The sequence below is a fragment of the Paranoxybacillus vitaminiphilus genome (assembly GCF_003259935.1).
In the GTDB taxonomy this organism is placed as follows: Bacteria; Bacillota; Bacilli; order Bacillales; family Anoxybacillaceae; genus Paranoxybacillus; species Paranoxybacillus vitaminiphilus.
The window spans coordinates 53,406-65,288 of record NZ_QLMH01000009.1; the positions used below are offsets into that span (position 1 = coordinate 53,406).

Sequence of the window (11,883 nt, forward strand, 5' to 3'; positions counted from 1 at the left end):
CCCCCACTAATTTAAAGCGTTAATGGAGTGGAGGTCTGACCCCTTACTCATCGTGTGGCGGATGCGCCCCAGGGTCTTGTCTTGGAATGTCTTGATGGAATGCTTTGTATTCATAGTTAAATGCACTATGGTAGCGCTGCCCTTTTTTCCAGGGAGTGCTTTTATTTTCGACAGGCTCTGTTTTTCCGCGTGGAGAGCCGTATGCGCCTTCCGGCAGTGATTCTGGTATAAGAAAATTGCGTATTGCTTCCACATTGGAAAAGTCACTGTATTTTTCTTCATCTTTCATGGTTCATCACCTTCCTCGCTTATAATTTCCCCGCAAGGAAGAGAGGATATTAAATAAATTCGTTTAAAAATGAACGTAAATCATTGGCATCTTCTTCGCTTAAATTGTAAGCATATTCTAAATATCCTGGTTCATCTAAGTCATCTTGCCCGATAATGGCAAATCGATTGCTTTGCAAGTCTAACACTAAATATTTTCCGTAAAAACGGTCTGTTTGCATAATTGCCAAATCAAATCGTTGATTTTCCCCCATAAAGCTGACAAACCGCGTTTTTGTTTCCACTGTATCATCATAAAGGAAAAATCTTTCTCCCATACATAAACACCTCCATTATTTTCAATATCTCCATCATATCAAACGTTTTTGCCTATGTCTGCAACAAAGAAACAGAACTATTGTCAATATGTGATAAAATATATATTGCAAATGGAGATAAGAAAGGAGCACAAGGGGATGTATTTTGTCGATCGGCAAAAAATTGAAGAAACATTGCAGTACATGGAAAAATTAATGCACATTTTTAAACAACGGCAAACATGGGAATCCGAATTTGAACAATTAGCTCTTGAGCGTATTGCTCACCTGTTCATTGAAGCAGTGCTCGATGTTGGAAATGCGATGATTGATGGATTTATTATGCGTGACCCGGGAAGTTACGAAGATATTATTGATATTTTAACGGATGAAAAAGTAATTACTGAGGACCATGCACAAGGTTTAAAAGCCATTATTCAATATCGAAAAGTGCTTGTGCAAAAATATACAAATATCAATCACCAAGAATTATTGGAAACGTTAACGAAACACTTTACAGCATTAGAAGTGTATCCAACGGCGATTCGTGACTATTTGCGAAATGAACTCGGTCCGGTTTCAGCCTTCCGTAACTAACTTATGAAACCATTTTGTATGAACCTCTCCCACCTACACATTGTTTAGAGGTGGGAGACTTCTCGGTGAACATGTTAAAAATTGTTTCATTGCTGTAGATCATATAAAATAAGAAGAGGATGGTGAAGGTAAATGAATCATAAGTCCTCTTCAACAAAACAGGAAATTGTAAACATGTTAAAATTTCAAAAACGCTTAACGGTCAGTGAGATGGCCAAGCAGCTGGGAATTACAGAAATGGCGGTGCGCCGTCATTTAAATACGCTAGAACGCGATCAATTAGTACGGACAACACTTGTTCGTCAAGCGATGGGGCGCCCGATGAACGTTTATGAATTATCAGAAAAGGGAGAAGAGCTATTTCCGCAAAACTATAAGCAAATCGCTCTCGATTTTTTAAAGGATATTGAATCTGTGGCAGGACGAGAAACAGTAGAGAAATTGTTTCAAAACAGGAAAGAGCGCATGAAACAAATGTATGAGGAACAGTTTGCAAATAAATCATTTGATGAAAAAATGGTTGAATTAGCCCATATTCAAAATAAACACGGCTATATGACAGAGCTGAAAAAAGATGAAGACGGCACGTATCATTTCATTGAACATCATTGTCCGATTGCCGAAGTAGCTAAAGATTATCAAGTTGCCTGTGATTGTGAGTTGCAATTGTTTCAGCAATTGTTAGGAACTCCAAAAGTGACGTCACAAGCTTGCATGGCAAAAGGCGACAATGTTTGTTATTACGAAATCAAGAAACACGATTATGCTGAATAAACAAAACGCTTTCCCGAGCAGGAAGCGTTTTGTTTTTGACAATGAATAAAACATACGATACAGTTTTTCACGTGTAGGCATCATAAAGGAGTGTATAGGAATGAAAAAGTACAAAGGCTATTTAATCGATTTAGACGGTACGATGTATCGCGGAACGGAATGTATTGCGGAAGCGCGTGATTTTGTTAAGGAATTGCATAAACGAGACATTCCTTATTTATTTGTTACCAATAACTCCTCACGCACACCAGAACAAGTCGCAAAAAAACTGGAGAACTTCGGGATTCCGGCAACAAAAGAGCAAGTATTTACAACAAGTCAGGCAACAGCTAATTATATTTTCGAACGAAAACCAAATGCTTCTGTTTATGTCATTGGTGAAGAAGGCATTCGTACCGCTTTAGAGGAAAAAGGGTTTACGTTTGCCGAAGAAAACGCAGAATTTGTCGTCATGGGAATCGACCGCAGCATTAACTATGAGAAATTAGCGATTGCTTGTTTGGCTGTCCGCAACGGGGCAACTTTTATTTCGACGAACGGAGATATTGCCATTCCAACAGAAAGAGGGTTGCTGCCTGGTAATGGCTCATTAACTTCTGTTGTCGCCGTATCGACACAAGTAAACCCAATCTTTATCGGCAAGCCGGAAAAAATCATTATGGAACAAGCTTTGAAAGTTTTAGGAGTTCCCCGGGAAGATACGTTAATGATTGGCGATTATTATGATACAGATATTATGGCCGGAATGAACGCCGGGATGGATACATTGCTCGTTCATACAGGAGTAACAACAAAAGAATTGCTAAAGAAATATGAAAAACAGCCGACATATGCGGTTGATTCATTAAAAGAGTGGATGGATCGCATTTAAGTCAACATCCTGCAACGCAAAAGGAGGCTGACTAAAACAGAAAACTGTCACCCCCCACAACGCAATATATAGGACAAACTATATATTGTCGAATGTGCGTAAGGTTAGACATTTATGCATCAGCCTCCTAAAATCATGAAATTCATTACCCCTGATTATTCTGTATTAGCGGCGCGGTGAGCAAGCCGGCTTGAAGCAGCAGCGGCGATTGCTCCGACAATATCATCTAAGAATGTATGACATTGGCCGCTTGATTTATCATTTAAGTGTTTTAAGATGCCCGGCTTTTCTTTATCAATATAACCATAGTTTGTAAAACCAATGGAACCGTAGATGTTTACAATCGATAAGGCTAAAATTTCATCTATTCCATATAGCCCTTCGTCGCTTTTGATTGTTGTTTGCAGCGGCTCATCCAACATTCCGTTTTCCGCTAATTTGTCAAGCTGAATTCCTGTCAAAATGGCGTTTTGTACTTCGCGTTTAGCGATCACGCGATTAACATTATGAATACATTCTTCTATTTGCAAGTTAGGATGATATTTTGACTGCAAATAGTACACTAGTTCCGCAATATCTTCAATGGTAACCCCGCGCTCCTCAAGCCGTTTTCGTGCTGCTTGCTCGATTTTGCTCATGATTCTTTTCTCTTCGCTCATCGTCGTCACCTATTTCTTCTAAAGTAAAAACTTTTTAGATATATATTTATGTTTGTCAAGATAGAAATGTGATTTTTTAATGATTTTTCTTTTTCATCATTGCCCCTCTTTAGAACTTTATGCAGATTTTTTGTTGAATATCTACATATATTTTTCATAGAGGGGGGACGGAAAAGATGCAAAAACAAATTTATGAAAAATACGGATTAAGAACGGATAAAATTGAAAACGTTGACGGTTATGACACATTTATCATTCAAAATTATTTGTATTTTATTGTGCCGGCAATCAATATAACAGAAGGAGAAATGATGGAATTACAGCAGATGAGTTCATATATGTTAGCAAAAGGAGATGCCGCAGTTGCTTCCTTTGTTCCAACGAGAGCAGGAACGATCATTGCCCGCATTCATGAACAGCCAATTGTTATTTTACGCAGCCATATTCAGCCATATACAAGAACAATCAACATAGGAAAAGAACTGGCAAAATTTCATCAGCGCGGCCGGACTTATCCATATTATGTAAATTATTGTAAGCGAATCGGTCAATGGAAAGATTTATGGGGAAAAAGGTTAGACCAGATGGAAATGTTTTGGCGCAGCAAAGTGCAAATGCATCCAGAAAATGAGTTTGAACGAATGTTTGTTGACTCCTTTCCTTACTATTTAGGATTGACGGAAAATGCGATTCAATATTTAGTTGATACTGAATTGGATGACGAGCCGTATACCGTTGATTGTGCGACAATTTGTCATCAGCGGTTTACAGAACGGTTGTGGCGGCAGGGAGCAAAGCTGCCGACGGAATGGGTATATGACCATTGCTCCCGTGACCTTGCCGAATGGGTCCGCTATTTTTATCATACGAATCGATTGCTGACAGCGGAGAAAATGAAAAGCTTTTTCACAGAATATCAAAGGATCACACCGCTTACCACTTTTTCTTGGCGGCTTATTTATTCCCGGTTGTTGTTTCCGCTTCATTATTTTGAATGTATTGAAGGATACTATTTAGCGCGGGAGGAAGAGCAGAAAAAAATGTATGAGGAAAAATTGTCGCATCTATTAAATCAATCCGGAGAATATGAACAGTTTTTAGGAAATTTTTATGATTTAGTAGAGCTTCCGGCAAATAGGTTTAGCTTGCCAAAAATGAAATGGCTGTCATTTTCGTGATTGGTTTCCTCAAGAGGATAGCATTAGAGGGAGTCTATCCGGATTTATTTTTGTTTGAAAAAAGATGGAAATTTTTCTATGCTAGTATAGAAATAATTTAACTTTTGAAAGGGGTCCTACTCATGAATAAGCCATACATTTTCGTTACAAGAAAATTGCCGGACACCGTCATTGAACGCTTGCTGTCATTTGCTGAAGTAAAAATGTGGCCGTACGAAGATGTGCCCGTTACCCGTGAAGTGTTGTTAGAAGAAGCGAAAAAAGCGGATGCGCTATTGACGATGCTGTCGGACTGCATTGACAAAGAAGTCATAGAAGCCGGACAAAATCTGAAAATCATCGCCAACTTAGCAGTTGGCTTTGATAATATTGATATTCCGTTTGCGACTGAGCGGAGAATCGCTGTTTGCAATACACCTGACATCTTAACGGATACGACCGCAGATTTAACATTTGCTTTATTGCTAGCTACGGCCCGCCGTCTCGTTGAAGCGGCTGAGTTTGTTAAAGCCGGAGAGTGGAAAAGCTGGAGTCCGCTTCTTTTAGCAGGCTATGATGTGCATCATAAAACAATCGGCATTGTTGGCATGGGGAAAATTGGGCAGGCGGTTGCAAAACGGGCGACAGGCTTTGACATGAACATTCTTTATCATAACCGTTCAAGAAATGAAGAAGCAGCACAAATGCTTGGAGCTACATACTGTTCATTTGACGAGTTATTAAAACAATCCGATTTTGTTGTATGTTTAACCCCATTAACGGACGAAACGCATCATTTGTTTGACAAAGAAGCATTTAAGAAAATGAAGAAAACGGCGATTTTTGTTAATGTTTCACGCGGCCCTGTTGTTGATGAAGATGCGTTATATGAAGCGCTTGTCAACGGGGAAATTGCCGGAGCTGGTTTAGATGTCTTTTATAAAGAACCAATTGATGCAACCCATCCGCTATTAACATTGAAAAATGTGGTCGCCTTGCCGCATATCGGAAGCGCAAGCATGGAGACCCGTTTTGCGATGATGGAATTATGCTGCCGAAACATTACGTCAGTGCTAAATGGTGAAAAGCCGGAAACATTGGTAAACAAAGAATGGCTATGCGAAACGAAGCGTTGTTAACGGCTCGACTTGACTCGGTATATTATCTGTTGTTAGGTTTTATCATGATTGCAGGGTCTGACACTTTCTTTTTGGTCAGACCTTTTTATTTTAATAAAAAAATTTTTTATTTTAATAATTCAGAATTAACTTGATGTTAAGCGTTTTCAGGATATAAGATAGTAAAAATAATGATTGTAAAGAAAACAATCATCCATTATAATGTCTACTATAAAAATACAATTGTTTATACAGAAAACACACAAAGGGTGAGGAAAGTGGAAAAACCGATTTCAGTTGGTCTGTTAGGATTAGGAACGGTCGGCAGCGGAGTTGTAAAAATTATCGAGAATCATCAAGACAAATTAAGACATCAAGTCGGCTGTCCCGTGAAAATAAAAAAAGTTCTTGTAAGAGATTTATATAAGGAACGCAGTGTGAAAATCGATACTCATTTATTGACGACAGATGTGAATGAAGTGATTCATGATCCGGAAATCGATGTTGTTATTGAAGTGATGGGGGGCGTTGAAGAAACAAGACGCTATCTTTTAAATGCGTTAAGAAATGGCAAGCATGTTGTTACAGCCAATAAAGATTTAATGGCATTATATGGTTCAGAGCTTTTAGCGGTTGCCTCGGAGAATCACTGTGATTTATTTTATGAGGCAAGCGTAGCGGGCGGTATTCCGATTTTGCGAAGCCTTGTCGATGGGTTAGCTTCAGACCGGATTACGAAAATGATGGGAATTGTCAATGGAACGACGAATTTTATTTTAACGAAAATGAGCAAATACGGAGCGCCTTATGAAGAAGTATTGGCTGAAGCGCAGGCGCTCGGTTATGCGGAAGCGGATCCGACATCTGACGTAGAAGGATTAGATGCAGCGAGAAAAATGGCGATTTTAGCGCGATTAGGGTTTTCAATGAACATCGATTTAGATGATGTACAAGTAAAAGGGATTACGGGAATTACCGAGGAAGATCTCAATTATAGCAAACGTCTTGGTTATACAATGAAACTGATTGGTATTGCTCATCGCGATGGGGATAAAGTCGAAGTAAGCGTCCAGCCGACGTTACTGCCTGATTCGCATCCGCTTGCATCGGTCAATGATGAATATAATGCGGTTTATGTCTACGGAGAAGCGGTCGGCGAAACGATGTTTTACGGGCCGGGAGCAGGAAGCCTTCCGACAGCGACAGCGGTTGTGTCCGATTTAGTAGCGGTGATGAAAAACATGAGATTAGGGGTTAACGGCAGAAGCGCTGTTACTCCTCAGTATCCTAAACGATTGAAGTCGCCTTGTGAAATTTTTTCTAAATATTTCTTGCGTATCCATGTAAAAGATCAAGTCGGAGCGTTTGCGAAAATTACAGCGATTTTTGCAGAGCACGGAGTCAGCTTTGAGAAGATTTTGCAGCTTCCTTTAAAAAACAGCGAGCTTGCTGAGATTGTTGTTGTTACACACAAGGCATCACTTCAAGATTATGAGGAAATTTTTCAAAAATTGCGCGATTTAGAAGTTGTTCATGAAGTGAAAAGTTCATATCGCGTTGAAGGAGACGGGCAGTTATGATGTGGAGAGGGCTTTTGTATCATTATCGTGACTATTTGCCGGTTACGGAAAAAACACCGATGATTTCGTTAAATGAAGGCAATACCCCTCTGATTCGCTTAGAAAATTTGTCGGAAAAATTGGGAATTGATTTATATGTAAAAGTAGAGGGAGCGAATCCGACAGGCTCTTTTAAAGATCGAGGCATGGTGATGGCGGTCGCTAAAGCGAAAGAGGAAGGAAGCAGCACCATTATTTGCGCGTCGACAGGCAATACGTCAGCGGCCGCTGCTGCGTATGCAGCGCGTGCCGGCTTGCGCTGTATGGTTGTCATTCCTGACGGGAAAATTGCGATGGGCAAGCTGGCTCAGGCAGTGATGTACGGAGCGCAGATTTTTGCGATTCAAGGGAATTTTGATGAAGCATTAAAAATGGTGCGCCGCCTAAGTGAAGTTGCCCCGATTACATTAGTCAACTCAGTGAATCCGTATCGAATCGAAGGACAAAAAACCGCCGCTTTTGAAATTTGCGACCAGCTTGGCAAAGCACCGGATATTCTTGCAATTCCGGTCGGCAACGCCGGAAATATTACGGCTTATTGGAAAGGTTTTAAAGAATATAATGAAAAACATCAGACAGGACTGCCGCAAATGCGCGGCTTCGAAGCGGAAGGGGCTGCGGCGATTGTCCGCAATCAAGTGATTGAGAATCCAGAAACGATTGCTACAGCGATTCGCATCGGAAATCCGGCAAGCTGGGATAAGGCCGTACAGGCAGCAAATGAGTCAAACGGAAAAATTGATGAGGTGTCAGATGAAGAAATATTAGAGGCATATAAGCTTCTTGCGAGAGAAGAAGGGGTATTTGCCGAGCCGGCTTCATGCGCCTCCATTGCCGGTGTATTAAAACAATTAAAATCAGGTGAAATTGTAAAAGGAAGTACGGTTGTTGCTGTATTAACAGGAAACGGTTTGAAAGACCCGAATGTAGCGATGGATGCAGCTGCGATAAAACCGCTTGTTCTTCCGAATGATGAACAAATTCTCTTTCAGCATATTCAAGGAGTTGTTCATCAATGAAGGAAGGTGAAATGTTAAAAATTGTTGTTCCTGCCAGTACAGCCAACCTTGGTCCTGGTTTTGATTCAATTGGCTTGGCCGTGTCCCGCTATTTAACGTTGGAAGTTACATTAAGCGATCAGTGGATATTTGTGCCCTGCACTTCAGAAGTAGAAAGTATTCCAACGGGTGAAGACAATCTCGTTTTTCAAGTGGCGGATCATTTAGCTAAAAAATATGGAAAAACACTTCCATGCTGCTTAGTGAATGTGTATAGTGATATTCCGTTTACACGCGGATTGGGAAGCAGTGCCGCTGCCATCATTGCCGGCATTGAATTGGCAAATGAACTGGCTGATCTTTCGCTTACAATGGAGGAAAAGATGCGGTTTGCCAGCTGTTTTGAAGGGCATCCCGATAATGTAGGAGCTTCCTTATACGGTGGGCTCGTCATTGGAAGTCATAGGAAAGATGAGACAAATATTGTGCATGTTAATAATCTTGATTTTGATCTCGTTGCCGTGATCCCGAGTTATGAATTAAAAACAGCAGAGGCAAGAAGTGTTCTTCCTGATTCTTTTTCCCGACATGAAGCTGTTGAAGCAAGCTCAGTCAGCAATGTATTGGTGGCTGCATTGCTGACAGGAAACTGGAATTTAGCGGGGAGAATGATGGATTGTGATGTATTCCATCAACCATATCGCAAAGCGATTATTCCGGAATTGCAAACCGTACAAGACGTTGCTAAAAAGTATGGGGCATTCGGTGTCGCCTTGAGCGGTGCAGGGCCAACGGTGCTTTGTTTTGCTGAATCAGGAAAAGGAAAAGAACTGCACAAACATCTTTCTCATCATTTTCAAGATTGTTCGGTTGAATTATTATCAGTGGAGCCAAACGGCAGCAGAGTGTATAAAATGCCGTTAGTAAAATAGGAGCAGCTCATGAAGGGCCTGCTCCTATTTTACTGTTGTTAAAACACTTGTTCCACTTCGACGATGCCAGGTACTTCTTCTAAAAGTGCGCGTTCGATACCTGCTTTTAATGTAATTGTTGAACTTGGGCAGCTGCCGCATGCACCAAGCAAGCGCAATTTTACTACGCCGTCTTCTACATCGACTAATTCGCAGTCACCGCCATCGCGGAGCAAAAATGGACGAAGTTTATCTAAAACTTCTTGTACTTGTTGTTTAATATCTTGATCAGACATTCTTATCGACTCCTTTCTGTAACTTTATTATAATCAGGATAAAGAAAAAAATCTATTGACATGGTTTATATGATGTAATTTTTTAGCGCTGAGAGGAATGGTGACAAAACATGGTATTAAAACCTGTGGAAATATGTGTATATGGCGCAGAAGTAGTATGCCCTTCCTGCGTCCATTTACCCTCTTCGAAAGAGACATACGAATGGTTAGAAGCGGCAATTAAGCGTAAATATCCGAACCAGCCGTTTTCTATTTCCTATATTGACATTTTTAATCCCCCGGATGATGAAGAAAAGAAAGCGTTTGCAGAAAGGGTGATTGAGGAAGATTTATTTTACCCTGTCGTATTAGTAGCAGGGACTATTGTCGGAGAAGGAAACCCGAAGTTAAAAGATGTGTATGCGGAAATGGAGAAATACGGTTATAAAGCTCAGTGACGAAAAAAGAGAGGCTGATATGAGACAGCCTCTCTTTTTGTGAAAGAAGACGAAGTAAGCGATAAACCGGATGTATTTTTATAGTAGTGAGAAAAAGATAAAAACCCGCCTATTTCCCGCCTGATTTTTGACGGATATTTTTTAACATGATGTTCACCGAGAAGTTTCCCACCTCTAAGCGGAGTGTAGGTGGGAGAGGTTCATATAAATATTGATATATCAACGGTTTTATAGGTGTTTTGCTTCGTTTAAAATTAATAACCGTTATGGTATTTGTACATCCAAAGCACACCTGATTTAAGAAGGCGCGGTACTCTTCCGGTTATAGGACGATCAGCGACAAGCCCGAAGCCGTGTTTTTTGCCAAGAGAGCCGAGTATCCCTTTTAATTTAATTGGCGGAAACTCACTAGGCGGTTCTTCGCCTCTCCAACGCTTCTGCAATACTTGAACGATTTGTTCCGCTTGCCCCTCGGCGAGCTGGGCGCTTGGAGCATGCGGTAAGCTTGCACAGTCGCCAACAACATATACGTTTTCATAGCCTGGGATATTATGCTGGTTTGTTAACACAACACGACCTTGGCCATCTTTTTCGACATTAAGTTCGCGCACGACTTTATTTGGCTGAATTCCTGCTGTCCAAACAATGGCGTCACAATGAATCGGTTCGTCATGGTTATACAGCTTATTTTCTTCCACTTTTGTAATGTTCGATTGACGAACAATTTCAACACCGTGAGAATGAAACCAGTTTTCTACATAGTTGCTGAGCCGCTCTGGAAACATGGATAAAATTCGTTGTCCGCGGTCGAATAGTTTAATGTGTAAATCCGGCCGGCTTTCGACTAATTCGCTTGCAAGTTCTACACCACTTAAACCCGCACCGACAATACCGACAATCGATCCAGGCGGTAAATTATTTAGCTTTTGATAAGTAGCTCGAGATTTATCAATGGACTGGATGCTGTGTGTGAACTCTTCTGCACCTGGAACATTATGATACTTATCTTCACAGCCTAAACCGATAACCAAATCATCATAAGAAACTGTCGATTCGTCGCTTAAAAGAACAGTTTGGTTTTCTAGATCAATTTTTACCACTTCACCGAAACGATAGGTCAATTGAGGATGTTCAGGAAATGGAACGCGAATGTGATGGTCGCTAATTGTTCCAGCTGCAAGTGCATAATATTCCGTTTTTAAACAATGATAAGGCACACGGTCAACAAGCGTGATGTGAACGTTCTCAGGTACGTTGTTTGGCAGAAGACGGTGCAAAATTCTCATGTTTCCGTATCCTCCACCGAGCAGAACGAGGTTTCTCATGGCAGAATTTCCCCTTTTTTCTTCTTTTCATCAAGCAGTATATCCAAAAAAACGTGTACAAAATGACACTAAAAGTATAGCTAAATTGTGACAAAATAACAACAATTTTTCGAAAAATGATAACATCATTCTCTAATTATGTTGAAAAAATAATAAAAATTGACGTTTCAAATAAAAATGGATACGATGATAAACAGTAGTGAGGTGAGTAAATAAAATGATTAAGCCGATGATCGAATTTTGTATTAGCAATTTGGCCAATGGGGCCCAAAAGGCTTTGGAAATATTAGAAAAAGACCCGAATTTAGATATCCTTGAATATGGCTGTTTAGGGTATTGCGGAAAATGTGCGCAGACATTATATGCGATGGTGAATGGGGAAATTGTCACTGGGGAAACTCCTGAAGATTTAGTGAAAAATATTTATAAATATTTAGATGAAAATCCGATGTTTTAGCTAAAAAACGAGGCTGACCCTAAAAAAGTGTCGAACCTCGCAAAAAAGTATATAGTGCATAACACTTGATAAGAGCACGA

15 protein-coding genes are annotated in these 11,883 nt (G+C 40.3%); 10 read left to right on the top strand and 5 right to left on the bottom strand.

Annotated features, from left to right (window positions below; all coding sequences use genetic code 11):
* Positions 1-43: 43 nt before the first annotated feature.
* Together B0I26_RS11285 and B0I26_RS11290 are read right to left on the bottom strand one after the other, a co-directional pair.
* Positions 44-289 carry a cytosolic protein gene (locus B0I26_RS11285; protein ID WP_111645540.1) on the bottom strand — a complete coding sequence of 82 codons (246 nt, stop codon included), beginning with the start codon at positions 287-289 and terminating at the stop codon, positions 44-46.
* 49 nt (positions 290-338) lie between these two features.
* A complete protein-coding gene (locus tag B0I26_RS11290; protein WP_111645541.1) occupies positions 339-605 on the bottom strand; it encodes a DUF3055 domain-containing protein in 267 nt (88 codons plus the stop codon).
* Between the two features lie 138 nt (positions 606-743).
* Between B0I26_RS11290 and B0I26_RS11295 the strand changes: the two genes are divergently transcribed.
* From B0I26_RS11295 to B0I26_RS11305, 3 genes are all read left to right on the top strand, one after another.
* The gene (locus B0I26_RS11295; RefSeq protein WP_111645542.1) at positions 744-1,181 is read left to right on the top strand and encodes a DUF86 domain-containing protein; all 438 of its coding nucleotides are present in this window, start codon (positions 744-746) and stop codon (positions 1,179-1,181) included.
* 132 nt (positions 1,182-1,313) lie between these two features.
* The gene (locus B0I26_RS11300) at positions 1,314-1,955 is read left to right on the top strand and encodes a helix-turn-helix transcriptional regulator (RefSeq protein ID WP_111645543.1); all 642 of its coding nucleotides are present in this window, start codon (positions 1,314-1,316) and stop codon (positions 1,953-1,955) included.
* Positions 1,956-2,055: 100 nt separating this feature from the next.
* Positions 2,056-2,826, top strand: coding sequence for a TIGR01457 family HAD-type hydrolase (locus tag B0I26_RS11305; protein WP_111645544.1), 771 nt, complete (start codon positions 2,056-2,058; stop codon positions 2,824-2,826).
* A 155-nt stretch (positions 2,827-2,981) separates the two neighbouring features.
* On the opposite strand, the gene B0I26_RS11310 is transcribed toward B0I26_RS11305, so the two are convergent.
* On the bottom strand, positions 2,982-3,485 hold the full coding sequence (locus tag B0I26_RS11310) for a phosphatidylglycerophosphatase A family protein (RefSeq protein ID WP_111645545.1): 504 nt from the start codon (positions 3,483-3,485) through the stop codon (positions 2,982-2,984).
* 176 nt (positions 3,486-3,661) lie between these two features.
* Here B0I26_RS11310 and yutH point away from each other — a divergent pair, with 176 nt between their 5' ends.
* The 5 genes from yutH to thrB all read left to right on the top strand — a co-directional run bounded on the left by yutH (position 3,662) and on the right by thrB (position 9,309).
* On the top strand, positions 3,662-4,663 hold the full coding sequence (gene yutH, locus B0I26_RS11315; RefSeq protein WP_111645546.1) for a spore coat putative kinase YutH: 1,002 nt from the start codon (positions 3,662-3,664) through the stop codon (positions 4,661-4,663).
* A gap of 122 nt (positions 4,664-4,785) precedes the next feature.
* Positions 4,786-5,781, top strand: a complete 996-nt coding sequence (locus tag B0I26_RS11320; RefSeq protein ID WP_111645547.1) for a 2-hydroxyacid dehydrogenase — start codon at positions 4,786-4,788, stop codon at positions 5,779-5,781.
* Between the two features lie 257 nt (positions 5,782-6,038).
* Positions 6,039-7,340: a homoserine dehydrogenase gene (locus tag B0I26_RS11325; RefSeq protein WP_111645611.1), complete on the top strand. Its 1,302-nt coding sequence runs from the start codon at positions 6,039-6,041 to the stop codon at positions 7,338-7,340.
* A complete protein-coding gene (gene thrC, locus B0I26_RS11330) occupies positions 7,337-8,398 on the top strand; it encodes a threonine synthase (protein WP_111645548.1) in 1,062 nt (353 codons plus the stop codon). Before B0I26_RS11325 ends, thrC begins: the two co-directional genes overlap by 4 nt.
* Entirely contained in the window at positions 8,395-9,309 is a 915-nt protein-coding gene (gene thrB / locus B0I26_RS11335; RefSeq protein WP_111645549.1) for a homoserine kinase, read from the top strand. The genes thrC and thrB overlap by 4 nt, the downstream gene beginning before the upstream one ends.
* 38 nt (positions 9,310-9,347) lie before the next feature.
* Here the strand turns inward: thrB and B0I26_RS11340 are convergent, their stop codons facing one another.
* Positions 9,348-9,584: a NifU family protein gene (locus B0I26_RS11340; RefSeq protein ID WP_111645550.1), complete on the bottom strand. Its 237-nt coding sequence runs from the start codon at positions 9,582-9,584 to the stop codon at positions 9,348-9,350.
* 110 nt (positions 9,585-9,694) lie between these two features.
* Here B0I26_RS11340 and B0I26_RS11345 point away from each other — a divergent pair, with 110 nt between their 5' ends.
* Positions 9,695-10,021, top strand: coding sequence for a YuzD family protein (locus tag B0I26_RS11345; protein ID WP_111645551.1), 327 nt, complete (start codon positions 9,695-9,697; stop codon positions 10,019-10,021).
* Between the two features lie 254 nt (positions 10,022-10,275).
* Here the strand turns inward: B0I26_RS11345 and B0I26_RS11350 are convergent, their stop codons facing one another.
* Positions 10,276-11,346 carry an NAD(P)/FAD-dependent oxidoreductase gene (locus B0I26_RS11350; RefSeq protein WP_111645552.1) on the bottom strand — a complete coding sequence of 357 codons (1,071 nt, stop codon included), beginning with the start codon at positions 11,344-11,346 and terminating at the stop codon, positions 10,276-10,278.
* 217 nt (positions 11,347-11,563) lie between these two features.
* On the opposite strand from B0I26_RS11350, the gene B0I26_RS11355 reads away from it, so the two are divergent.
* Entirely contained in the window at positions 11,564-11,803 is a 240-nt protein-coding gene (locus B0I26_RS11355) for a YuzB family protein (RefSeq protein ID WP_111645553.1), read from the top strand.
* Positions 11,804-11,883 lie beyond the last annotated feature (80 nt).